This is a genomic window from Pseudomonas parafulva, from assembly GCF_000800255.1.
Lineage (GTDB): Bacteria > Pseudomonadota > Gammaproteobacteria > Pseudomonadales > Pseudomonadaceae > Aquipseudomonas > Aquipseudomonas boreofloridensis.
Map to the genome: position 1 here is coordinate 1308636 of NZ_CP009747.1, position 21390 is coordinate 1330025.

The 21390-nt window shown below is 62.3% G+C and carries 25 protein-coding genes; 13 read left to right on the forward strand and 12 right to left on the reverse strand.

The window, feature by feature from the left end; genetic code table 11:
• The first annotated feature begins 67 nt into the window (after positions 1-67).
• Together NJ69_RS05805 and NJ69_RS05810 are read left to right on the forward strand one after the other, a co-directional pair.
• Positions 68-769 (forward strand): NUDIX domain-containing protein, encoded by a 702-nt coding sequence (locus tag NJ69_RS05805; protein ID WP_039577042.1) that lies wholly within the window; start codon positions 68-70, stop codon positions 767-769.
• Between the two features lie 65 nt (positions 770-834).
• Positions 835-1254, forward strand: a complete 420-nt coding sequence (locus NJ69_RS05810) for a hypothetical protein (protein ID WP_039577044.1) — start codon at positions 835-837, stop codon at positions 1252-1254.
• Positions 1255-1286: 32 nt separating this feature from the next.
• On the opposite strand, the gene pbpG is transcribed toward NJ69_RS05810, so the two are convergent.
• Complete coding sequence (gene pbpG, locus NJ69_RS05815; RefSeq protein WP_039583114.1) at positions 1287-2207, reverse strand: D-alanyl-D-alanine endopeptidase; 921 nt, start codon at positions 2205-2207, stop codon at positions 1287-1289.
• Between the two features lie 361 nt (positions 2208-2568).
• Here pbpG and NJ69_RS05820 point away from each other — a divergent pair, with 361 nt between their 5' ends.
• Complete coding sequence (locus NJ69_RS05820) at positions 2569-3213, forward strand: glycoside hydrolase family 19 protein (protein WP_039577047.1); 645 nt, start codon at positions 2569-2571, stop codon at positions 3211-3213.
• 63 nt (positions 3214-3276) lie between these two features.
• Here NJ69_RS05820 and NJ69_RS05825 read toward each other — a convergent pair whose 3' ends face one another.
• Both NJ69_RS05825 and NJ69_RS05830 read right to left on the reverse strand, forming a co-directional pair.
• Positions 3277-3459 carry a hypothetical protein gene (locus tag NJ69_RS05825; protein WP_029614841.1) on the reverse strand — a complete coding sequence of 61 codons (183 nt, stop codon included), beginning with the start codon at positions 3457-3459 and terminating at the stop codon, positions 3277-3279.
• Positions 3460-3564: 105 nt separating this feature from the next.
• Positions 3565-3915, reverse strand: coding sequence for a hypothetical protein (locus NJ69_RS05830; RefSeq protein WP_039577049.1), 351 nt, complete (start codon positions 3913-3915; stop codon positions 3565-3567).
• 160 nt (positions 3916-4075) lie between these two features.
• On the opposite strand from NJ69_RS05830, the gene NJ69_RS05835 reads away from it, so the two are divergent.
• Positions 4076-4897 (forward strand): shikimate 5-dehydrogenase, encoded by an 822-nt coding sequence (locus NJ69_RS05835; RefSeq protein WP_039577051.1) that lies wholly within the window; start codon positions 4076-4078, stop codon positions 4895-4897.
• Positions 4898-4936: 39 nt separating this feature from the next.
• Here NJ69_RS05835 and NJ69_RS05840 read toward each other — a convergent pair whose 3' ends face one another.
• From NJ69_RS05840 to NJ69_RS22335, 3 genes are all read right to left on the reverse strand, one after another.
• Positions 4937-5179: a hypothetical protein gene (locus NJ69_RS05840; RefSeq protein WP_029614844.1), complete on the reverse strand. Its 243-nt coding sequence runs from the start codon at positions 5177-5179 to the stop codon at positions 4937-4939.
• A 97-nt stretch (positions 5180-5276) separates the two neighbouring features.
• On the reverse strand, positions 5277-5804 hold the full coding sequence (gloA, locus tag NJ69_RS05845; protein WP_039577054.1) for a lactoylglutathione lyase: 528 nt from the start codon (positions 5802-5804) through the stop codon (positions 5277-5279).
• Positions 5805-6028: 224 nt separating this feature from the next.
• On the reverse strand, positions 6029-6397 hold the full coding sequence (locus tag NJ69_RS22335; protein WP_080754718.1) for a histone-like nucleoid-structuring protein, MvaT/MvaU family: 369 nt from the start codon (positions 6395-6397) through the stop codon (positions 6029-6031).
• A gap of 510 nt (positions 6398-6907) precedes the next feature.
• On the opposite strand from NJ69_RS22335, the gene NJ69_RS05855 reads away from it, so the two are divergent.
• The 8 genes from NJ69_RS05855 to ureG are packed head-to-tail and all read left to right on the forward strand — an operon-like array spanning position 6908 to position 12455.
• Positions 6908-7741, forward strand: a complete 834-nt coding sequence (locus NJ69_RS05855; RefSeq protein WP_039577060.1) for an urease accessory protein UreD — start codon at positions 6908-6910, stop codon at positions 7739-7741.
• Positions 7742-7752: 11 nt separating this feature from the next.
• Positions 7753-8055: an urease subunit gamma gene (locus NJ69_RS05860; RefSeq protein ID WP_029614848.1), complete on the forward strand. Its 303-nt coding sequence runs from the start codon at positions 7753-7755 to the stop codon at positions 8053-8055.
• A 19-nt stretch (positions 8056-8074) separates the two neighbouring features.
• On the forward strand, positions 8075-8392 hold the full coding sequence (locus NJ69_RS05865) for an urease subunit beta (protein ID WP_029614849.1): 318 nt from the start codon (positions 8075-8077) through the stop codon (positions 8390-8392).
• Entirely contained in the window at positions 8389-10092 is a 1704-nt protein-coding gene (gene ureC, locus NJ69_RS05870; RefSeq protein WP_039577064.1) for an urease subunit alpha, read from the forward strand. The genes NJ69_RS05865 and ureC overlap by 4 nt, the downstream gene beginning before the upstream one ends.
• A gap of 10 nt (positions 10093-10102) precedes the next feature.
• Positions 10103-10570, forward strand: a complete 468-nt coding sequence (gene ureE, locus NJ69_RS05875; protein ID WP_029614851.1) for an urease accessory protein UreE — start codon at positions 10103-10105, stop codon at positions 10568-10570.
• A gap of 30 nt (positions 10571-10600) precedes the next feature.
• Positions 10601-11146, forward strand: coding sequence for a HupE/UreJ family protein (locus tag NJ69_RS05880; protein ID WP_039577069.1), 546 nt, complete (start codon positions 10601-10603; stop codon positions 11144-11146).
• Positions 11146-11820: an urease accessory protein UreF gene (locus NJ69_RS05885; RefSeq protein ID WP_039577072.1), complete on the forward strand. Its 675-nt coding sequence runs from the start codon at positions 11146-11148 to the stop codon at positions 11818-11820. The genes NJ69_RS05880 and NJ69_RS05885 overlap by 1 nt, the downstream gene beginning before the upstream one ends.
• A gap of 11 nt (positions 11821-11831) precedes the next feature.
• Entirely contained in the window at positions 11832-12455 is a 624-nt protein-coding gene (ureG, locus tag NJ69_RS05890; protein ID WP_039577075.1) for an urease accessory protein UreG, read from the forward strand.
• Positions 12456-12545: 90 nt separating this feature from the next.
• On the opposite strand, the gene NJ69_RS05895 is transcribed toward ureG, so the two are convergent.
• From NJ69_RS05895 to NJ69_RS05905, 3 genes are all read right to left on the reverse strand, one after another.
• Entirely contained in the window at positions 12546-14123 is a 1578-nt protein-coding gene (locus NJ69_RS05895) for a hypothetical protein (RefSeq protein ID WP_039577078.1), read from the reverse strand.
• A 141-nt stretch (positions 14124-14264) separates the two neighbouring features.
• On the reverse strand, positions 14265-14759 hold the full coding sequence (locus tag NJ69_RS05900; protein ID WP_029614853.1) for a DUF934 domain-containing protein: 495 nt from the start codon (positions 14757-14759) through the stop codon (positions 14265-14267).
• A complete protein-coding gene (locus NJ69_RS05905) occupies positions 14743-16395 on the reverse strand; it encodes a nitrite/sulfite reductase (RefSeq protein WP_029614854.1) in 1653 nt (550 codons plus the stop codon). The genes NJ69_RS05900 and NJ69_RS05905 overlap by 17 nt, the downstream gene beginning before the upstream one ends.
• 216 nt (positions 16396-16611) lie before the next feature.
• Here NJ69_RS05905 and NJ69_RS05910 point away from each other — a divergent pair, with 216 nt between their 5' ends.
• The gene (locus tag NJ69_RS05910) at positions 16612-17691 is read left to right on the forward strand and encodes an ABC transporter substrate-binding protein (RefSeq protein ID WP_039577080.1); all 1080 of its coding nucleotides are present in this window, start codon (positions 16612-16614) and stop codon (positions 17689-17691) included.
• 223 nt (positions 17692-17914) lie between these two features.
• On the opposite strand, the gene NJ69_RS05915 is transcribed toward NJ69_RS05910, so the two are convergent.
• From NJ69_RS05915 to NJ69_RS05925, 3 genes are all read right to left on the reverse strand, one after another.
• Complete coding sequence (locus tag NJ69_RS05915; protein ID WP_039577082.1) at positions 17915-18748, reverse strand: TIGR03915 family putative DNA repair protein; 834 nt, start codon at positions 18746-18748, stop codon at positions 17915-17917.
• The gene (locus NJ69_RS05920; protein WP_039577085.1) at positions 18739-19959 is read right to left on the reverse strand and encodes a putative DNA modification/repair radical SAM protein; all 1221 of its coding nucleotides are present in this window, start codon (positions 19957-19959) and stop codon (positions 18739-18741) included. The genes NJ69_RS05915 and NJ69_RS05920 overlap by 10 nt, the downstream gene beginning before the upstream one ends.
• A gap of 179 nt (positions 19960-20138) precedes the next feature.
• On the reverse strand, positions 20139-21383 hold the full coding sequence (locus tag NJ69_RS05925; protein ID WP_029614857.1) for a saccharopine dehydrogenase family protein: 1245 nt from the start codon (positions 21381-21383) through the stop codon (positions 20139-20141).
• Positions 21384-21390: the final 7 nt, after the last annotated feature.

A 21390-nucleotide genomic window follows, 5' to 3' on the forward strand; every position in this document is an offset into this window, starting at 1 on the left:
TTTATGGGATTTGGCTTGCATCATAAAAAATACCTGGTGGAATATAGGCTGAAAAAAAGGAGTCGGGATGAGTTCGATAGCCGTCATGGCCAGCGTGGACATCGTTGCCTTGCGCCTGGATTTGCAGGCGCAGCGCCTTCAGGTTCTGTTGCATCGCCGCGAACGCGAACCGCATCTGGGCCAATGGGCGTTGCCGGGGGTGATCGTCAATGGCCGTACACCAGACAACAGCTTGGATGCCGCCGCCGCGCGAGCGTTGCAGGAAAAAGCTCAGGTGCGGCCACGGCACCTGGAGCAGGTCGGTACCGAGGGCAACGCGTTTCGCGATCCACGGGGTTGGTCGCTGAGCACCTACTATCTGGCCCTGCTCGATCCGGCACAGGTGCTCGACGGTGAACAGCAGGCGTTCTTCGACCTGGACGACTTGTCGGCGCGCAAAGTGGTGCTGCCATTCGACCACGCCCTGCTGATCCAGCGAGCCTGTGAGCGTCTGGCCGCCAAGAGCCTCTACAGCAGCTTGCCCCTGTACCTGTTACCCGCACGTTTCACCGTGCTCGAGGCGCTGACTGCGACCCAGGCGTGTCTGGGGCGAACGGTCAACAACACCTCATTGCGCAAACGCCTGGAGCGCCTGAAGGACGCGGGCTGGGTGGGTGATACGGGCGAGCGCATTCAGCCACGGTTGGGTCGACCGCAGCAGGTCTACGAGCATCTGCCGCATGCCAACGGGCCGTTTCTGTTCGAGCGCAGTCTGTTGCCGGAGGGCTGAGGGCTCAAGATCGGCGGTTTGCGGTCGATAAACAGGCTTGATCAAACGCTTTGCGGAGACAGGAAATGGTCGGAATCACCGGCGTCAACTTCACGATTCAAGGGACGCAATCCTCTGCTCAGGCCAGTGGAGACAGTGAGCAGACGACTGCAAAGGCGAATACCGTCGAGGTGCAGATGCCCACGCAGGCGAGCAAGGCCGAACAGGCCAAGGCCAGCGAGCAGAGCGATGAGCCAGCGCATATCAAGCAGATGCGTGACCTGATCAAAGAATTGCAGAAGCAGTTGGCCGAGGCACAGAAACGCTTGGCTGAGATTCAGGCGCAGCCGATGGAGGAAAAGGCCAAGATGGCTGCAGTTGCAGGCGCTCAGGGGCAGATCGCGGCTATCAATGGCCAGATTCTCAAGGCCACTGCTGAGTTGCTGAAGGCCCTGACCAAATCGGGTGGCAGCAGCTCGGGCGGTATGGTCAGCACCCAGGCCTGAAACGGGCGGCCCTGGGTGGCCGCCCGCGTGTGTCACTCCACCCGCGCTCGACCCTGGCGATCGGACTTGTACTGCATCGCCACCGCCGGTGCGGCCTTGGCCGACCCGGTTTCCAGCCACTGGCGCAGGCGCCCGGCATCGGCGAAGTGGGTGAATTTGCCGTACGCGTCGAGGATCACCATCGCCACCGGACGGTTGTCCATGCGCGTCAGCAGCACCAGGCAATGCCCTGCTTCATTGGTGAAGCCGGTCTTGGTCAGCTTGATGTCCCAATTGCTCTTGTTGACCAGATGGTCGGTGTTGCGAAAGCCCAGGGTGTAGTTGGGCTTTCTGAACGCCACGGTCTTCTCGCGGGTGGTCGACAGTTCACTGAGCATGGGGTACTTGCGCGAGGCGATCAGCAGCTTGGCCAAGTCGTGGGCGGTCGAGACGTTCTGAGTCGACAGGCCCGTCGGCTCGACATAGCGCGTCTTGCTCATCCCCAGGCTGCGCGCCTTGGCGTTCATCGCTTTGATGAACGCCGGATAGCCGCCAGGATAGTGGTTGGCAAGGCTGTTGGCCGCGCGGTTTTCCGACGACATCAGGGTGATTAGCAAGGTCTCGCGGCGGTTCAGTTCGCTGCCGGGCCTGACCCTGGAAAACACGCCCTTGAGGTCTGGGTTGTTGGCGATGGTCATGGTGAGCATTTCGTCCATCGGCAGTTTGGCGTCGAGCACCACCATCGCGGTCATCAGCTTGGTGACCGAAGCGATAGGAACAACACGATCGGCGTGGCTGGCGTACAGCTCCTTGTTGGTGTTCAGGTCGATCAGCAGCGCGCTGCCGGACGCCAGGTGCAGCTTGGAAGGGTCGCGCTGCTCCTGAATCGAAGACTGCGCAGCCGCGGTCGTCGGGAATGTCATTGTTCCTGTGAGCGCCAGCAAGAGGCTGAAGATGGACAGGGAAGTTTTCACGTTGAGGCTCACTACTCTTGGGTATGTCGTTGCTGGGCAAGGGTTTCCCCTTGGCTGATCGGCGCATTCTGGAGTATGGCCCGATCCCTGTCGAATGCCTTATTCCGAATGGGCGCAAGGTGAAGGAAATTTAATTCTTGTTTCGATTTCGCGCCGGTGACCTGGACAGGTCTACGGGTGGATTCAGCGCTGAGGTGACACCACCTGCAGTTTCTCGCTGCGCTGGAGCGAGGACAGGAAACGTTGCCGCGTTGTACCGCACAACTGGGGTGCGCAACCTGGACGGCGGCCTCGGTCATCCCGCCATATGCGGCCAGATCGAGACACGTTCATCATGCGTTCCTTGGCTGGAGACTACCTAATGCGGATTACCGAGCAGCAATTGCTGCACATACTTCCCAACTCGCGCCCCGTCGCCGAATCGTTCCTGCCCGCCCTCAATGGTGCTGTATCGCAGTGGGAAATCGACCGCCCTCTGCGACTCGCCGCCTTTATCGCCCAGGTGGGACACGAGTCGGCACACTTGTGCTGCCTTGTAGAAAACCTCAACTACAGCGCCGATGCCTTGTTGCGGACCTGGCCCAAGCGGTTTGACGCGCAGACCGCTAAAGCCTGCGCGCGTCAGCCGGAGAAAATTGCCAATCATGTCTACAGCGCCCGTATGGGCAATGGTCCGGCAGACTCAGGCGATGGCTGGCGCTATCGCGGACGCGGTCTGATCCAATTGACCGGACGGGACAACTACCGTGCGGCCGGTAAGGCACTTGGGCTGCCCCTGGAGGAGCAACCGGAACTGCTGGAGGGGGCCGAAGCCGCTGCGCAGTCCGCAGCTTGGTGGTGGGCCAGTCATGGTCTGAATGAACTGGCCGATGTGCAGCGAATCGCCGATATAGGCAGCATCATCAACACCGGCCAGCCCGGACGTGTTGCGCATGGCGCTGCGCAACGGATGGCGCTGTACCAGAGAGCGCTGGAGGTGCTAGGTAAACCGATCGGCTCAGCGTAGCGCAAAAAAAACCCGCCAAAGGCGGGTCAAGAGAGCTTAAGGAGCAACGCAAGAACAGGTGTTTCAGGCGGTCAGCACGTCCGCTTCCAGTCGGTCTGCCATGGCTTGCGCCATGTGCCGCGACGTCACCGGGCCGCCGACCGGTTCGCCATTGCGCACCAGATACCAGCAAGCCAGCAGTCCTTGCGCACGTAGCGTGGCCGGGACTGCACTGCCTACGACTGAGACGATTTGGATAGTGGGCATGATGAACCTCCTGCAGAACATGTTGCTAACTTACCGAGTCCCTGGGGTGGGTGAAAATCAACTTCATCGATAGTGGTCATTAGTTTTATCAACGGTCGCCGTGGCTCACCACCGCGGCGGGCCGTAATACACCGGCGGTGGTCCGTAGTAGCGGCGATACACCGGGGGTGGCGCCGGTACGTAACGTTCGACCACGTAAGGTTGGTAATAACCCGGAGGTGGCGGCGGGGGTGGCGGCGCCTGTACATACACCGGTGGAGGCGCGTAGTAGGTCGGCGCGCGCTCGACATACACCGTGCGGTCATGCCCTCCGTAGACCGTAGCGCCAACGACTGCACCGACCACTGCGGCGCCAAGCACCGGACCTGGACCCCAGCCGTGACCATGGGCCGCCGCAGGGCCGCTGACGGCCAGGGCGCCGACCAGCAGGGCGATTCCGGGGATGAGACGATTCATGAATGGATCCTCGCGATGACCCCACCTATGGGGCTTGCTCATAAGACCGGGAAAACCGTCAAGCCAGTGCGAAGACAAGGTAAAGGTTATGTAAGGACGACAGGCGGTCGTCTCTGCTACGCTGCGCGAATCGATTCAGCTCGCAAGGACTTCCGCTAAGATGACCATCGCACCCAGCAGGGACACCACACTGTGCATTTCATTGGCCGGTCGGCCGGGCACCTTTGGCGTGCGCTTTCACAATCATCTCTACCAGCAGTTAGGTCTGGACTATTACTACAAGGCCATGACCACCGAGGACCTGCCGGCCGCAGTGGCCGGCATCCGCGCCCTGGGCATTCGCGGCTGTGGCGTATCCATGCCCTACAAAGAGGCGTGCATGGCGCTGGTGGACGAAATCGATCCCTCCGCTGCGGCGATCGAATCGGTCAATACGCTGGTCAACACGCAGGGCCGTCTGAAAGCCTACAACACTGACTACCTGGCGGTGCGCCAGTTGTTGGAGCAGCACGGGCTCGACCCGCAAACGGCCTTCGCCCTACGCGGCAGCGGCGGCATGGCCAAGGCGGTAGCCAGTGCCTTGCGCGATGCCGGATTCAATCAGGGGCTGATCGTCGCCCGCAACGAGCAGGCAGGGCGCCAGTTGGCAGATGTCTGCGGTTACGCCTGGCAGCCCGAGCTGGGCGACCTATGTCCGCCGATGCTGATCAACGTCACGCCCATCGGGATGGCCGGTGGCGCGGACGCGCAGGCGCTTGCATTCCCGCATGCGGCGGTCGCCGCTGCCGAGCGGGTATTCGATGTGGTGGCATTGCCGGTCCGTACGCCCTTGGTGCAACTGGCCGAGAAGCTGGGTAAACCTGTGATCACAGGGTTGGAGGTGATCGCGTTGCAGGCGCTCGAGCAGTTCGTGTTGTACACCGGGATCAGGCCGACGCCCGAGCAAGTCGAATCCGCCGTGGCCTACGCACGGGAAGGTTAAGCGGCCATCACGGATCAGCCCGTGATGGCCGCTACAGGTTCAGACAACCTGTTGTCCCCGGTCCAAGCGCTCATCCACGAGCGCCCGTCCGTGCGCCAGTGACACATGCTGGGCGTTCTCCAGATCCGAGAAGAACTTCATGGGTATCGAGAAGCGTCGGCTGGTATGACCCTCTGGATCAGTGATCAGGCAGCCAGCGGCGTAGGGCAGGGGAGAGTCAGGGTGCGGCATCACGCTGGCGGTGATGGTGTGATCGCGGTACTCGCAATGAAGGGATTGCATCGTGATTACCTCGCTGTGGTGGTGTGCAAGGGCCTCTTGCTATGTACCACAACGAAGGGCCGGAAGTTCCCGGCCCCGACGAGCGTGTGGGCTGGAGTCAGCCTTTGAGTTCGGTAGGTTGGATCACCTCGACCCAGTAGCCGTCCGGATCCTTGATGAAAGCCAAGTGGTTCATCCGCCCGTCCTGCAGGCGTTTCTGGAAGGGCACGCCGAGCGTTTCAAAGCGCTCGCAGGCGATGCGTACATCGGGTACCGAGACACAGATGTGACCAAAGCCGCGTGGATCGGTATTGCCATCATGGTAGGCAAACTCGGGATCTTTCTCGGTGCCGTAGTTGTGGGTCAGTTCCAGAACACCGGGAATTGATTTCATCCACTGGTGACGTGCGGCGTCATCGACGGGAATCTGTGCCGGATCCACCAAGGCCAGGAAGTACAGGCTGAACTCGGCAGCGGGGAAGTCACGTTTGTCGACAACGCGAAAACCCAGAACGCGGGTGTAGAAGTCCAGCGACTTCTCGATGTCCTTGACCCGCAGCATGGTGTGGTTGAACACGAACTGGGCGGTTGCGCTGTCGGGCTGGGCAGTAACGCCAGGCAGTGTTTGCAGATCATTCAGGCTCATGGGAACTCCACAGACGGGGTCGACACATGAGTGTCGACGGAAAAACAGAACGCCCATGATACGGCACTGAACCGATTGCGCAAACGAAAGCGCCCTGCATGAGCAGGGCGCTAGAATTTAGAGGCCCGCATGTGCGGGCGCTTGATGGGGTCGCTAATCCTTTAGCTGGTTCAATATTCGCCCACGGCTTGTGAAAAAACTGTGAAGCGGGCGTTGACGTTTCATCAGCGAACCCAAGAATCCACAGTGGCTGCACCGTACTGTTCTTTCCAGGCCTTGAGGCCCCGATGGTTGCCCCCTTTAGTTTCGATCAGCTCGCCGGTATGCGGGTTTTCGTAGACCTTGACTACACGAGGCCTGCGATGCTGTTTCGGCGCACTCCCTGTCGTCTTTGCGGGCGCTTTGGAGCCCTTTGGATCAAGGATCGCGACGATTTCACGCAGGCCCTTGTCATAGGTCTTCATCAGCCCGAGAAGTTTCTGTTCGAATTCCATTTCACGTTTGAGACTGGAATCCTTTTTCATGGCTTCCAGTTGGGCGATTTGCTCCTGGAGTGCTTTTTCCGCTGCGCGAAACTCTGCAAGTCTGGACACTATGATTACTCCCGTCAGTTGGCGCGGCAGGCTGTAAAAAGCATGCTCGAACAATTAAGGCTGGCCGCTTGGATAAAGAAACTGCTTATGTGTTGGGAGTGTAGTCGGGTGCTGGAGTTCGGTAAACCTCAACTTTTATATCTGAATGTTTGAACTTTCCCGTTAGCCCGTGCTGCATCTTTGGGGTGTTTATCGCATTCATCCGTGGTCGGGATTCAGCCTTCGGAACGGGATGCAAACCGATGCATAACCTGTTGCGCTAATCCGGCGCTCGATCCCGATTGCCGGTCTGGCACCGAAAACGCGCTCACGCCAGCCCCGAGATCGAGCACGCTGGCCCTGCGTGCCCCATGCCGACGCGTACTCTTCATCATTGTTCATGCGCGCGGTTGGCCCGCAACCTGCAATATCTCGATGGCGATCTCGCACAGGCCACCCACACCCAGCCTCGCACTTAGGCGCGTCGGTGACTCGAAGGTGGCCCGAACCACGGATTTCAGGGGCGGCAGGATGGCGTTCGCGCTACAACTCGATAATTTGCACCATGACCAAGGCTGGAGTGCGTTCCTGCAGTTGCGCTTTGTTCAACGCGAAACTGTGACCCGCCTTGGTGCGCGCAAGCATTTTGGCCCTCTTCTGGTGCAGCGTCCGTTCTATCCGGAGGGCGCGCCCTGTCACGTCTATATTCTCCATCCGCCCGGCGGCATCGTGGCCGGTGACCGTCTGGAGCTCGACATACAGTTGGAGTCGGGCAGCCATGCCTTGCTCACCATGCCCGGCGCGAGCAAGTTCTACCGCAGTATCGGGCCGACCGCCCAGGTCGCCCAACATTTCCATCTGAGGGCCGGCAGCACACTGGAGTGGCTGCCCCAGGACAGCATCCTGTTCGACGGGGCCCGAGTGCGCCTGGAGAGTCGTTTCACGCTTGAGCCTGGCGCTCGGTTACTGGCCTGGGAAACGCTGTGCCTGGGCCGACCAGCCATGAACGAACGTTTCGATCACGGCGCCCTGGACAGTTGCTTGCGCATCGACCTGCCGGACGATCCAGGCCTGCACGAGCGCTTGCGCATCGAAGGCGGGCGGCTGGAAAAGCTCGGCGGTCACCCCCTCGTGGCGACGTTCTGCGCCGCGCCGGCCAATACGCACCTGCTCGACCAGGTGCGTCAGTTGCTCGAGGAACTGAACATCCCGGCTGGCGCCACGCTGCTCGGGCCTTTACTGGTCATCCGCCTGCTCGACCACGACAACCAACACTTGCAACGTACCCTGCAGCGCCTCTGGCATGTGCTGCGCCCGGCCGTTCTCGGCCTGGCACCGTGCCCGCCGCGCATCTGGGCCACCTGAGAGAGCCCGCCATGGAGCTGACCCCCCGAGAGAAAGACAAACTGCTGCTGTTCACCGCCGCGCTGGTGGCCGAGCGTCGCCTGGCCCGTGGACTGCAGCTCAACTACCCCGAAGCGGTGGCGCTGATCAGTGCTGCGGTGATGGAAGGCGCCCGCGATGGCCGTACGGTCGCGGAACTGATGAGTCTGGGACGCGAGGTGTTGAGGCGCGATCAGGTCATGGACGGCGTGCCGGAGATGATCCATGACATCCAGGTCGAAGCGACCTTTCCTGACGGCACCAAGCTGGTGACCGTGCACGAGCCGATCGTCTGAACCTGCCCAGGAGGCAAGCATGATTCCCGGAGAAATCCAGGTCGCCGCGGGCGACATCGAACTCAACGTCGGCCGCGAGCGGGTCAGCGTCAGTGTGGCCAACCACGGCGACCGCCCTGTCCAGGTCGGCTCGCACTATCACTTCTTCGAGGTCAACCAGGCGCTGGTCTTCGAACGCGCACCGACGCGCGGGTTTCGCCTGGACATTCCCGCCGGCACAGCCGTGCGCTTCGAGCCTGGCCAATCGCGCACCGTGCAACTGGTGAGCTACGCCGGCAAGCGCGAAGTCTATGGTTTCCAAGGCCAGGTGATGGGCACGCTGGAGGGCAGGGCATGAGCCGCATTTCTCGGCGGGCTTACGCCGACATGTTCGGCCCCACCGTGGGCGATCGCGTACGCCTGGCCGATACCGCGCTGTGGGTCGAGGTGGAAAAGGACTTCACGCTGTATGGCGAAGAGGTCAAGTTCGGCGGTGGCAAGGTGATTCGCGACGGCATGGGGCAAGGGCAGATGGTCGCCGCCGACGCGGTCGATCTGGTGCTGACCAACGCGCTGATCATCGACCACTGGGGGATCGTCAAAGCCGACATCGGCGTACGTGGCGGGCGTATCGTGGCCATCGGCAAGGCTGGCAACCCCGATGTGCAACCTGGGGTCACCATCCCGATCGGCGCCTGCACCGAGGTGATCGCCGCCGAAGGCAAGATCGTCACCGCCGGCGGCATCGACAGTCACATTCACTTCATCTGTCCGCAGCAGGTGGATGAAGCGCTGGCCAGCGGCGTCACCACCTTCATTGGCGGCGGAACCGGACCTGCTACCGGCACCAACGCCACCACCTGCACCCCGGGCCCCTGGTACTTGGCGCGCATGCTCCAGGCCGCGGACTGTCTGCCGATCAACATCGGCTTGCTGGGCAAGGGCAATGTCTCCAGACCCGAGCCCCTGCGCGAGCAGGTTGCCGCCGGGGCCATGGGCATGAAGCTGCACGAGGACTGGGGTTCTACGCCGGCGGCCATCGATTGCTGCATGGGCGTGGCCGAGGAAATGGACATTCAGGTGGCCATTCACAGTGATACCCTCAACGAGTCCGGCTGTATCGAAGACACCCTGGCGGCCATTGGCGACCGCACCATCCACACCTTCCACACCGAGGGTGCTGGTGGCGGGCATGCACCGGACATCATCCGCGCAGCCGGCCAGGCCAACGTGCTGCCATCCTCGACCAATCCGACACTGCCCTACACCCGCAACACCGTCGATGAGCATCTGGACATGCTCATGGTCTGCCATCACCTGGACCCGAGCATCGCCGAAGACGTGGCCTTCGCCGAGTCGCGCATCCGCCGCGAAACCATCGCCGCCGAAGACATCCTTCACGACATGGGGGCGTTTTCCATGACCTCCTCCGACTCCCAGGCCATGGGCCGGGTGGGCGAGGTGGTGCTGCGTACCTGGCAGGTGGCGCACCAGATGAAGCTGCGTCGCGGCCCGCTGGCGTCCGATGGCGACTACAGCGACAACTTCCGGGTCAAGCGCTACATCGCCAAGTACACCCTCAATCCGGCGCTCAGCCATGGCATCGCCCACGAAGTGGGCTCGGTGGAAGTGGGCAAGCTGGCCGACCTGGTGCTCTGGTCGCCCGCCTTCTTCGCCGTCAAGCCGGCGCTGGTGATCAAGGGTGGGATGATCGTCACCGCCCCCATGGGCGACGTCAACGGCTCGATCCCCACGCCGCAACCGGTGCATTACCGGCCGATGTTCGGCAGTTTCGGCGATGCGCGCCACGCCACGCGCATGACCTTTCTGCCCCAGGCTGCCCTGGATCGCGGGCTGCCCGACGAACTGGGGCTGCGCAGCCTCATCGGCGTGACCCAAGGCTGTCGTCGGGTGCGCAAGGCGGACATGGTCCACAACGGCCTGCAACCGGTGATCGAAGTCGATGCCCAGACCTACCAGGTGCGTGCCGATGGCGAACTGCTGGTCTGTGAGCCGGCCAGCGAACTGCCGCTGGCCCAGCGCTATTTTCTGTTTTGAAGGAGCAAGCATGATTGTCCTGACTCGCCGCATCGCCGAGGCCGCCTCGGTGACCGGCACCGTTACCTTGGACGTGGACAGCCGGATCAAGAGCCGCCTGCGCGTGACCCTCGATGATGGCCGTGAGGCCGGCCTGATGCTGGCGCGCGGGCATTTGCTGCGCGGCGGCGAACTGCTCGCCGATGCCGACGGCCTGCACGCAGTGCGCGTGCTGGCGGCGCCCGAGCAGGTGTCGACGGTGCGCAGCGCCGATCCGCTGCTGCTGGCCCGCGCCGCCTATCACTTGGGCAACCGTCACGTACCGCTGCAGATCGAGCCCGGCCTGCTGCGCTACCAGCACGACCATGTGCTGGACGAAATGGTACGCGGCCTGGGCCTCGATGTGCTGCTAGAACAGGCACCGTTCGAGCCGGAGGCGGGCGCGTATCAGAGCGCTGCGCACGGGCACAACCACAATCACCCCTTCGTCCGCCTGTAAATCCATTGAAGAACTGCCTTGGAGCCTATGATGAAAAAAGCCCTAGCCCTTGCGTTGCTGATGATTGCCCTGCCAGCCTTCGCTCATCCCGGTCACGACAGCAACCCGTTGCAGGATGGCCTGCTGCACCCCTTGACCGGCCTGGACCATCTGCTGATGTTGCTGGGGACCGGCGTATTGGCCGCGCTGACGGGTCGTACTCTGTCGCTGCCTCTGGCCACGCTGTCGGCGATGTTCGGCGGCGCTGTGCTGGGTCATCTGTTCGGTGACCTGGTCGGTGTCGAAACCCTGATCACCCTGTCGCTGGTCGTGGCTGCCGGCGCACTGTTGCTGCCCAGCCGGCAAATGCTGCTGGCCTTGGTCATGCCGGTGTTCGCCCTGTTCCATGGCTGGGCCCACGGTGTCGAGGCCACCCCGAGCGCATTCTGGGTGTTCAGCGCAGGTTTCGTCAGCGTCAGCGCGTTGCTGTTGGTGGCCGGCTTCGGCGTCGGTTGCCTGCTGCGTCGCCATAGTAAGTTGCAGCAGTTGTTCGGCGGCGGTCTGCTGGCGGGCGCTGCTTTCGTGCTGGTCGGCTGATGAGCGCCGACCTGGCGCTGCTGCGCCTGCTGCAACTGGCCAGCCCCGGCCTGCCTGTGGGTGGCTTCACCTACTCGCAGGGCCTCGAGTGGGCCGTGGAAGCAGGCTGGGTGCGTGATACCGCGGGCTTCTGCACCTGGCAGCGCGAGCAACTGCACGACACCCTCGGCGGGCTGGACTGGCCGCTGTTGGCGCGCTTGTATCAGGCCTGCCAAGACGATGATGCCGACGCCTTCGGCCATTGGACCCGCTTTCTCCTGGCCAACCGCGAGACGGCCGAGCTGCGCCTGGAGGAGCGCCAGCGCGGCAGCGCGTTTGCGCGTCTGCTCGACGGCTGGCAACTCGCTCAAGCCCCGGCCTGGCGCGACAGTCTCGAGCTGTCGCAGCTCGGCGGCATGGCCTGGCTGGGCGCGCACTGGGCCATTCCCTTGCGCGACCTGGCCCTGGGCCACGGCTTCGCCTGGCTGGAAGGTGCGGTGATGGCCGGTGTCAAGCTGGTGCCGTTCGGCCAGCAGGCGGCCCAGACCCTGCTACGCGATCTGAGCGCCGAGTTGCCCACTGTGCTCGATCAGGCGCTGATACTCGAAGACCACCAGCTCGGCGGCGGACTGCCATTGCTGGCCATTGCTTCTTCGCGTCACGAAACCCAATACACCCGATTGTTCCGTTCTTGAGGACTACCTGCATGCAAAGCTATCAGCAACCCCTGCGCGTCGGTGTCGGCGGCCCGGTCGGCTCCGGCAAGACCGCGCTGCTCGAAGCGCTGTGCAAAGCCATGCGCGAGCACTACCACATCGCCGTGGTCACCAACGACATCTATACCAAGGAAGACCAGCGCATCCTGACCGAAGCCGGCGCGCTGGAGCCCGAGCGTATCGTCGGTGTGGAAACCGGCGGCTGCCCGCATACCGCAATCCGTGAGGACGCCTCGATGAACCTAGCGGCGGTAGAAGCGCTGGCGCGCAAGTTCGGCAACCTGGAAGTGATCTTCGTCGAGAGCGGTGGCGACAACCTCAGCGCCACCTTCAGCCCCGAGTTGGCCGACCTGACGATCTATGTGATCGATGTGGCCGAAGGCGAGAAGATTCCACGCAAGGGTGGACCGGGGATCACCAAGTCGGACTTCCTGGTCATCAACAAGACGGACTTGGCGCCTTACGTGGGTGCGTCGCTGGAGGTTATGGAGCGCGATACCAACCGCATGCGCCCAGCGCGGCCGTGGACGTTCAGCAACCTGAAGAAAGGCGAAGGCTTGCAGGCGATCATCGATTTCATCGTTGATCGCGGCATGCTCGGGGTCAGGGGGTAGTGTGGGGCGTCTGGGCGTAGGCGGTGCGTGCAATCGCGGCGCCTGCATCGCGGCTGTGGCCGCAGGGCAGGCGCCGCACGGTGTCGCTCATCACGCCGCGATCTTCGCCGGATCCGTCTGCAGCCACCACTGGCTGCGCTGGCCCTGCAACAGCCCTTCGAGCACTGATACACCGCGGTCGCGCTGAGCGATGCGCTCTTGCTCGAACGCGTCCTTGAGCAGGCTTTGCAGGTTGCGCGACTGGGTCACGGCCTTGGGCGTGGTCACGTCGCTCTTCAGGTCGCCGTTGACGTAGGTGAGGATGCGCTCCTTCTGGCTGGCCTGCTGGGTAGCACTGGCTTCGACCAGCTTGCCCTTGTCGAAGCCCAGGCGCGTGGTGCTGCTGGCCTGGTCGTCGATCACATGGTAGCTGTAGTTCTGCGATTCGCGGTCGCTGCCCAGCGACAGCGCCATGAGCGGATTGGCACCCTGGTGGAACGAGGCATCGAGCTTGCTTTGCTGGCGCTGCTGCACCGAATAGTCCTGCAGGCCCTGGCGTTGAATATCGGTCTGCTGCGACGCACTGAAGGTGAAACTGTCCGTTTCGTCCTGGCGCATCGGGTTGCTACGTTGTGCAGTTTCGCTGATCGAGGCGCTGAAATCGGCCAGGCCACTGAGCAGGGCGCGGTCTTTGTCGGTCATGGAGAACGGTTTCTGCACAGCGGTCGGGCGGGTGTCGTCCAGGCTGTTGAGCTGGCTGAAGGCGTCCTTGAACAGGCCCATCAGATTCTCGTCGGCACGGCCGCGACGCTGGGCGGCATCGAACTGGTTCAGGTAGTTGGCGATCGCGGCCTTACGTTGATCTGCGCTGCCCAGCAGCTCGCCGTCATGGGTGTCGAGGCTCAGGCGAACCACCCCCATGGGGCCTTCCAGGCTGAGCTTGCGCGTGCGCTCGTTGAGGTCGAGGGAGAAACGCTGTTCGCCGGTGGGCGTCTGCAGTTTGGCGTTCATCTGCAGCGACGAGAACAGGGTGGTGTCGAGCTTGGCCAGTGCGCCCAGTTTCAACTGCGGGGGCTGTGCGTTCAAGCCATCGATGGTCGACTGGAAGCTGTCGGCGAGTTTGCCCAAACCGCGCAGTTCGTCGTCGCTCAACTCGCCGCCATCCACCTCGGCGCTGACCGCCAAGCCTTTCTCGCCGCTGGCCAGCGACAGCCTGATGGTCGCGCCAGAGGCCGTGGTCAGGCTTAAGCTGACGCCATTGTCGGGGTTCTCGCGCAAGCGTGTCTGCTGCAGCTTCAGCACCGCAGGGTTGATGGGCGAGTCGTCGCTAACGGCGAAAACCGATTGCGAAATGCCGCTGCCGCCGTTGCGTACCAACTGCTCGATCAACGCCGCGCCGATGCCGTTGAAACGTCCGGCGGTACTGGACGTCTTGAACGCTGTGAGCAGCGAGGTAGCCAGCTTGTCCTGGCTGTCGTTCTCCCAGACATAGCGCGTCTGCCCGGGCAGCAGCCCTTGGCGAGTGTAGGTTTGCGGCTCGCTGGCGATGGTCGGCTGCCCCAGGGAGACGGTGCTGCTCGGGACATTGGCGGCGGCGGTCAGGGTATCTGCGGCGCTGGTCAGTGCTGTGGGCGGTTGCGCGAGGGCGACCCTCGGGGCGAGGGTTTGCACGGCGGTGATCGAAGTCATGAGCGTCCTGCCGATTCGAGTGGATATCGGGGTATCGGCCGGGCAATGAAATGCATGAGGAAAATGGCGGAGCGTTGGGGCGGTGAAAGCCGCTCCGAGAGGGAGCGGCTCTACCTTGGTGTAATGGATAAGCGGCGACGATCAGCGGCGGCGGAACAGGGGCAGTGGCTCGTCGGTGGCGCCTTGGTAGGTCACCGAGAAGTCTTTCAGGCTTTGCAGTGCATCCTGCGGATCCTTGTCGGCACGGATAGCGAAGGCATCGAAGCCGCAGCGCGCCATGTAAAACAGCTGGTCGCGCAGTACATCGCCGATGGCACGCAATTCGCCCTTGTACTGATAGCGATCACGCAGCAGACGGGCGTTGGAATAGCTGCGTCCGTCGGTGAAGGCCGGGAAATTCAGCGCGATGACCTGGAAGTGCTGCACCTGCTCGCCGATTTCCTCGGCTTCCTCGTCGCTGTCCAGCCATACGCCCAGTCCGCCGTCACGCGCGAGCAGCGCGTGGCCATGATCGCGCCACATCTGCAGCGGTACGATGTAGTCGTCGCAGTTGCTCAGCTCATCGAAAGAGGCGTCCTTGGGCAGCAGGTGCCAGGTCTCGTCGACGATTTCGTTGTGCTTAATGATTCGCTGCATAGACGCGTTCCTTGAATGGGTCGATGCCGATACGCTGATAAGTGTCGATGAAGCGTTCGTCTTCGTTGCGTCGTTCGACGTAGACGTTGATCAGTTTCTCGATCACATCGGCCATGTCGTCCTGGGCGAAGGACGGGCCGAGGATCTTGCCCAGGCTCGCATCGCGCGCAGCGTTGCCGCCGAGCGAGACCTGGTAGAACTCTTCGCCTTTCTTGTCCACGCCGAGGATGCCAATGTGGCCCACATGGTGGTGGCCGCAGGCGTTCATGCAGCCGGAAATGTTGAGGTCGAGCTCGCCGATGTCGAACAGATAGTCCAGGTCGTCGAAACGGCGCTGGATGGATTCGGCGATCGGGATCGACTTGGCATTGGCCAGGGAGCAGAAGTCACCGCCCGGGCAGCAGATGATGTCGGTAAGCAGGCCAATGTTCGGCGTGGCGAAACCGCTTTCGCGCAGTTCCAGCCACAGCGCGTGCAACTGGCGCTGCTCGACGTCGGCAAGAATGATGTTCTGTTCGTGCGAGGTGCGCAGGTGGCCAAAGCTGTAGCGATCAGCCAAATCGGCGACGGCATCGAGCTGCTTGTCGGTCAGGTCGCCCGGCGCCACGCCGGTGGGCTTGAGCGACAGGGTAACGGCGACATAGCCGGGCTTCTTGTGGGCACGGGTGTTGCGCGAGCGCCAGCGGGCGAAACCTGGGTTTTCCTGCTCCAGGGCAGTGAAGTCGACGTTGTCGAGCGCCAGATACTGCGGGTCGACGAAATGCTTGGCCACGCGCTGCAGCTCCGCCTCGGTCAGCGTGGTGCTGCCGCCGCGCAGATGGGCCATCTCGGCCTCGACCTTTTCGGCGAAGACCTCAGGGGTGAGCGCCTTGACCAGGATCTTGATGCGCGCCTTGTACTTGTTGTCACGTCGGCCGTAACGGTTGTACACGCGCAGGATCGCATCGAGGTAGCTGAGCAGGTCCTGCCAGGGCAGGAACTCGTTGATGAACGCACCGATCACCGGGGTACGGCCCAGGCCACCGCCGACCAAGACTCGGAAGCCCAGCTCTCCGGCCGCGTTATACACCGGCTCCAGGCCGATATCGTGCACTTCGATGGCGGCGCGGTCGTCCTTCGAGCCGTTGACGGCGATCTTGAACTTTCGCGGCAAGTAGGCGAATTCGGGGTGGAAGGTGGTCCACTGACGTACGATTTCGCACCATGGGCGCGGGTCGATCAGTTCATCCGCCGCGACGCCGGCGAACTGGTCGGTGGTGACGTTGCGCAGGCAGTTGCCGCTGGTCTGAATCGCGTGCATCTGCACCGTGGCCAGCTCGGCCAGGATCTCGGGAACGTCCTCGAGCGCCGGCCAGTTGTACTGCACGTTCTGCCGGGTGCTGATGTGCGCGTAGCCCTTGTCGTAGTCGCGGGCGATCTTGGCCAGCATGCGGACCTGGCGCGCGTTCAACTGACCGTAGGGCACGGCGACGCGCAGCATCGGGGCGAAACGCTGGATGTAGAGGCCGTTCTGCAGGCGCAGAGGGCGGAATTCTTCTTCGCTCAGCTCACCGGCCAGGTAGCGGCGGGTCTGATCACGGAACTGCTTGACGCGGTCCTCGATGATCCGCTGATCGTACTCGTCGTATACGTACATAAAAGTCCTGTCTCAGGCTGCATGCAGCTAATCGCGCGCACGGCCGCGCACTCCCGATCGGAGCGGGGCAACGATAGCAGAGTGCATTTATGCGCAAAAGTGATGTTTTTGCATATGAAAAGAACCATTTGGACTAAGTGAGATTGTCTGCTATTTGCTCTAACCCTCCAGCTAGGCCCGTATACTGTTTCCCTTTATGCTGTAGGGATTTTCCTAATGCTCTTCAGAGCACTGTGTCACGGCCTTTGTCTCGGGTTGGCGTTGATGGCCAACGCGCAGGCGGCCTCGGTAGTGTTTCTCAACCCGGGCCTTTCAGATGAAACATTCTGGGTCAGCTATACGCGGTTCATGCAGGCGGCTGCGGACAATCTGGGCATGCAGTTGCAGGTGCAATACGGTGAGCGTCAGGCCGAACGGCAACTGGCTCAGGTCCGTGCGTTGCTGCGCAGCCCACACAAACCCGACTATCTGATGTTGGTCAACGAACAATATGCAGCGCCGGAGGTGATGCGTCTGACCCGTGGCAGCGGGATCAAGCTGGTGCTGGTCAACAACGGCCTGACGCGCAGCCAGGCCGATGCGGTGAAGGCGCAGCCTGGTAGCTATGCACCTTTGCTGGGCGCGCTGATCACCAACGACGAGCAGGCCGGTTACCAGATGCTGCGCGATCTGGTCGCCAGTCTTCCAGCGACGAGCGGCCCCATCGAGTTGTTGGCCTTCTCGGGCATCAGCACCACGCCTGCCTCGCAATTGCGCGAGCAGGGCATGCGCCGAGCGCTCGCTGATTTTCCCCAAGTCCGTTTGCGTCAGGTGGTTTCCGGTGGCTGGAGCCGCCAGCGGGCTTTCGAGCAGGCGCAGATTCTGGTGCAACGCTATCCGAAGGTGCGTCTGGTGTGGTCGGCAAACGACGAGATGGCCTTTGGGGCCATGCAGGCGTTCGAAGCGGCGGGCAGGGTGCCGGGCCGCGATGTGCTGTTCAGCGCGATCAACAGTTCCCCCGAAGCGCTGCGGGCGCGAATCGATGGGCGACTAAGCGCACTGGTCGGTGGGCATTTCAGCCTGGGCGGCTGGGCGATGGTGATGCTGCACGATGATGCCTTGGGCCTGCCGCTTGATCGTGACGGTCACACGGTGCGCACCCTACCGGTATTGCAGCCGATCGACCCGGCGAAGGCGCGGCGCTGGTTGGCATTGCAAGAGCGGGCAGACTACGGCATCGATTTCCGTCGCTACAGCGCGCAGGGCAAGGCCAGTGATTACCGCTACCCATTTTTGACGTCACCCGTCGATTACTGAAAGACCTTGCTTGAGCAAAGGGCATTGCTGGGCTTTACTGCTGAGTGACGTGCATTCCGATAATCACTCCAAGAGGCAATGCAATGGCTAATCCTACCAAGCTGCGCAAACCCGCCGTCAGCGTCGACACCTGGGCGATCCTGTGTCTGATCGTGCTGGTGGTGGTGACCGCTGTCTATTGGCTCGGACATCCCTGAAGCAAAGCTGTCGGTTCACGCCGAGCTTAGCGCCCCACCCGTTTACCCCGTTGCTGGCCGACATCCAGTGCCTGCCCGTCGCGTTGCTTCCCTTGGCGAGCAAGCCCTTCAAGTTGCGGAATGAGCATGCCTTCAGGCAAATGCCGCCAGAACCTGCCAGGCATGTGCAAGCGTAGCGCGTCGGGATTGAGCCGAGCAGGATTGAATGTGGAGCGGTAGTAAGTGCGCCAGAGCTCCGCGCCGGGGTCTTCGGCGTGCCTGGCCCACTCGATCCATTCGGGCGGACAGCGTCGGCGGTAATCCAATTGCGCCCCATCGAAACGGATGCCATCTTCTGGCGTCGCGATCAGCCAGCGCTGGCGTCCGAGGCGGTCGGCGAAGTGACTGCTGGCGCTTTCGAGAATGTCGTGTGCGGGCTCGTGAAAGGCCACCAGATCCAATTGCAAATGGCTGGCAATCGGCTCTGGCAATGGGACGAAGCGAAGAAACGCGTGTAGGTGGTGTGCTTCACGACTGACCTGTTTGATTCGCCTGTGCAACTCGCTGCCAAGCCGGTCGCCGGCCAGCATGGCCGTGCGGTCGCCATGGGCGACGCGCCACAGCACCTCGTACAGCATGTTCCAGCGCTGATCACCCCGGTAACGTGCGGCCTGTTCAAGCTGCTCCAACAGCGTAGCCGGTATGCGCGCTCTGAACGGGCCTGGTCCTTCGGGTAGCGGAGTCGGCAGTGCGAGCAGATCGTCGATTGGGCCTTGACCCCAGGTGACCTCGCTCGGGTCGATGCCGTGCCCCAGTAGCGTACGCGCCTGTGAGCGCCAGGTGCTGAACAGGTCGTCGCAGTCCAGCGCGATCATGCCCACAAGCCCATCTGCACGGGCGCTTGCGGTTCGCGCAAGCGCTCTCGCAGCAAACCGCTGCGCAATTCGCTTTGGGCAGGTCGGTAATCGGTGGTGACGATGAACGGGCGCGCCTTGTCCAGCACACAGCGCAATTGAATCAGGTCATCGTAGCGAATGCGCCGCTCGCGTCGCAGCGCCACCAAGCGCTGAACGCTGCGCAGGCCAATGCCGGGAATGCGGGCGAGCAGGGCGGGTTCGGCACGGTTCAGATCCAGCGGGAAGACGTCGCGATTGGCCAGGGCCCAGGCCAGCTTGGGGTCGACGTCCAGCGCCAGGTTGCCGGTCTGGCCGAGGAGTTCGCCGGCTGTGTAGCCATAGCCGCGCATGAGGAAATCGGCCTGGTACAAGCGGTGCTCACGCAGCAGCGGTGGGGCGGCCAATGGCACGCTGTTGGGGCTGTCAGGAATGGGGCTGAAGGCGGAATAGTAGACGCGCTTGAGGCCATAGCCCTGGTAGAGCGATTCGGCATTGCGCAGCAGCGTACTGTCGTCGGTGGCATCGGCACCCACGATCACCTGAGTACTTTGACCGGCCGGGGTGAAGCGCGGTGCTCGCGGCTCGCCGGCCACCGCCTGCTGGCCCTGATGAATGATGCCCATGGCCTGGCGAATCGTGTGCGCCTGCTTCTCCGGCGCCAGGCGTTTGAGGCTGGCGTCGGTGGGCAATTCGACGTTCACGCTCAAGCGATCGGCCAGACGTCCGGCTTCCTCGATCAACATCGGATCGGCATCGGGAATGGTCTTGAGGTGGATGTAGCCGCGGAAACCATGTTCTTCGCGCAGCAGGCGTGCGACGCGGTTCAACTGCTCCATGGTGTAATCGGCCGAGCGGATGATGCCCGAGCTCAGGAACAGACCACTGATGCAATTGCGGCGGTAGAAATCCAGCGTTAGACGCACCACCTCCTCGGGGCTGAAACGCGCTCTGGGTACATTGCTGGAGCGGCGGTTCACGCAGTACTGGCAGTCGTACAAGCAAAAGTTGGTGAGCAGTATCTTGAGTAACGACACGCATCGACCGTCAGGCGTGTAGCTGTGGCAGATGCCCATGCCATTGGTTGCGCCCAGGCCCTCTTGCCCGCGAGAACTGCGCTTGGGCGCGCCGCTGCTGGCGCAGGACGCATCGTACTTGGCGGCGTCGGCAAGAATGCCGAGCTTGGCAATGAGTTGCATGCAGGCTTCTCGATATACTGGTTTTTCATACAGTATTGAGAGAATGGCTGGCTTGCAAGAGCCTTTCCGATCAGCGGGCGAATGGATGCCCTGTAGCAAGACGGCCCGCCCGAGGACGAGGAGCAAAGTCCTCGTTCGGAACGGGCCGTCTGCTGGCGTGGTGTTGGAGCGCCTATTGCTTAGACTTCAGCGTCCCACGCGCGGTCGCCGTGTTCGTCCTTGACCCGGGTCGGCAGACCCATCACGTCCAGCGCCTTGAGGAACGGCTCTGCCGGCAACTCTTCGACGTTGACCATGCGCTTGGCATCCCATTCGCCACGCGCCACCAGCAATGCAGCGGCTACAGGCGGCACACCGGCGGTGTAGGAAATGCCTTGGCTGTCGGTTTCGGCATAGGCTTCTTCATGGTCGGCGACGTTGTAGATGAACACTTCGCGCGGCTGGCCATCTTTGGTGCCCTTGACCAGGTCGCCAATGCAGGTCTTGCCGGTATAGCCCGGGGCCAGGGAGGCCGGATCGGGCAGAACCGCCTTCACCACTTTCAGCGGTACCACTTCGAGACCCTCGGCGGTCTTGACCGGCTGCTCGGAGAGCAGGCCGAGGTTCTTCAAAACGGTAAACACATTGATGTAGTGCTCGCCGAAGCTCATCCAGAAGCGCACGTTCGGCACGTCTAGGTTCTTCGAGATCGAATGCACTTCGTCGTGCCCGGTCAGGTACAGGTTCTGCGAACCGACCACTGGCAGGTCGTCGGTGCGCTTGACCTCGAACATGGTATTGCGGGTCCACTGGCTGTTCTGCCAGCTCCACACCTGCCCGGTGAACTCGCGGAAGTTGATTTCCGGATCGAAGTTGGTGGCGAAGTACTTGCCGTGTGAGCCGGCATTGACGTCGAGGATGTCGATCGACTCGATGTGGTCGAAGTATTGCTGCTGGGCCAGTTTGGCGTAGCTGTTCACCACACCCGGGTCGAAGCCGACGCCGAGAATGGCGGTAATGTTCTTCTGCTGGCATTCCTCGAGGTGCTTCCACTCGTAGTTGCCATACCAGGGCGGGGTTTCGCAGATCTTGCCCGGTTCTTCGTGAATCGCGGTGTCCAGATAAGCGACACCCGTATCGATGCAGGCACGCAGCACCGACATGTTGAGGAAGGCGGAACCGACGTTGATCACGATCTGCGATTCGGTCTCGCGGATCAAAGCCTTGGTCGCCTCGACATCAAGGGCGTTGAGCGAGAAGGCCTGGATGTCGGCGGGTACCTTGAGGCTACCCTTGGCCTTGACGCTGTCGATGATGGCCTGGCATTTGGAGATGTTCCGTGACGCAATGGCAATACGACCGAGTTCGTCGTTATGCTGTGCGCACTTGTGGGCCACCACCTTGGCGACACCTCCTGCACCAATGATAAGAACGTTCTTCTTCAATTTACTC

Excerpts from the sequence above, each read along its gene's own strand:
- NJ69_RS05805 (WP_039577042.1), top strand. The coding sequence starts at position 68 with ATGAGTTCGATAGCCGTCATGGCCAGCGTGGACATCGTTGCCTTGCGC.
- NJ69_RS05810 (WP_039577044.1), top strand. The coding sequence starts at position 835 with ATGGTCGGAATCACCGGCGTCAACTTCACGATTCAAGGGACGCAATCC.
- NJ69_RS05820 (WP_039577047.1), top strand. The coding sequence starts at position 2,569 with ATGCGGATTACCGAGCAGCAATTGCTGCACATACTTCCCAACTCGCGC.
- NJ69_RS05825 (WP_029614841.1), bottom strand. The coding sequence starts at position 3,459 with ATGCCCACTATCCAAATCGTCTCAGTCGTAGGCAGTGCAGTCCCGGCC.
- NJ69_RS05830 (WP_039577049.1), bottom strand. The coding sequence starts at position 3,915 with ATGAATCGTCTCATCCCCGGAATCGCCCTGCTGGTCGGCGCCCTGGCC.
- NJ69_RS05835 (WP_039577051.1), top strand. The coding sequence starts at position 4,076 with ATGACCATCGCACCCAGCAGGGACACCACACTGTGCATTTCATTGGCC.
- NJ69_RS05840 (WP_029614844.1), bottom strand. The coding sequence starts at position 5,179 with ATGCAATCCCTTCATTGCGAGTACCGCGATCACACCATCACCGCCAGC.
- gloA (WP_039577054.1), bottom strand. The coding sequence starts at position 5,804 with ATGAGCCTGAATGATCTGCAAACACTGCCTGGCGTTACTGCCCAGCCC.
- NJ69_RS05855 (WP_039577060.1), top strand. The coding sequence starts at position 6,908 with ATGGCGTTCGCGCTACAACTCGATAATTTGCACCATGACCAAGGCTGG.
- NJ69_RS05860 (WP_029614848.1), top strand. The coding sequence starts at position 7,753 with ATGGAGCTGACCCCCCGAGAGAAAGACAAACTGCTGCTGTTCACCGCC.
- NJ69_RS05865 (WP_029614849.1), top strand. The coding sequence starts at position 8,075 with ATGATTCCCGGAGAAATCCAGGTCGCCGCGGGCGACATCGAACTCAAC.
- ureC (WP_039577064.1), top strand. The coding sequence starts at position 8,389 with ATGAGCCGCATTTCTCGGCGGGCTTACGCCGACATGTTCGGCCCCACC.
- ureE (WP_029614851.1), top strand. The coding sequence starts at position 10,103 with ATGATTGTCCTGACTCGCCGCATCGCCGAGGCCGCCTCGGTGACCGGC.
- NJ69_RS05880 (WP_039577069.1), top strand. The coding sequence starts at position 10,601 with ATGAAAAAAGCCCTAGCCCTTGCGTTGCTGATGATTGCCCTGCCAGCC.
- NJ69_RS05885 (WP_039577072.1), top strand. The coding sequence starts at position 11,146 with ATGAGCGCCGACCTGGCGCTGCTGCGCCTGCTGCAACTGGCCAGCCCC.
- ureG (WP_039577075.1), top strand. The coding sequence starts at position 11,832 with ATGCAAAGCTATCAGCAACCCCTGCGCGTCGGTGTCGGCGGCCCGGTC.
- NJ69_RS05895 (WP_039577078.1), bottom strand. The coding sequence starts at position 14,123 with ATGACTTCGATCACCGCCGTGCAAACCCTCGCCCCGAGGGTCGCCCTC.
- NJ69_RS05900 (WP_029614853.1), bottom strand. The coding sequence starts at position 14,759 with ATGCAGCGAATCATTAAGCACAACGAAATCGTCGACGAGACCTGGCAC.
- NJ69_RS05905 (WP_029614854.1), bottom strand. The coding sequence starts at position 16,395 with ATGTACGTATACGACGAGTACGATCAGCGGATCATCGAGGACCGCGTC.
- NJ69_RS05910 (WP_039577080.1), top strand. The coding sequence starts at position 16,612 with ATGCTCTTCAGAGCACTGTGTCACGGCCTTTGTCTCGGGTTGGCGTTG.
- NJ69_RS05920 (WP_039577085.1), bottom strand. The coding sequence starts at position 19,959 with ATGCAACTCATTGCCAAGCTCGGCATTCTTGCCGACGCCGCCAAGTAC.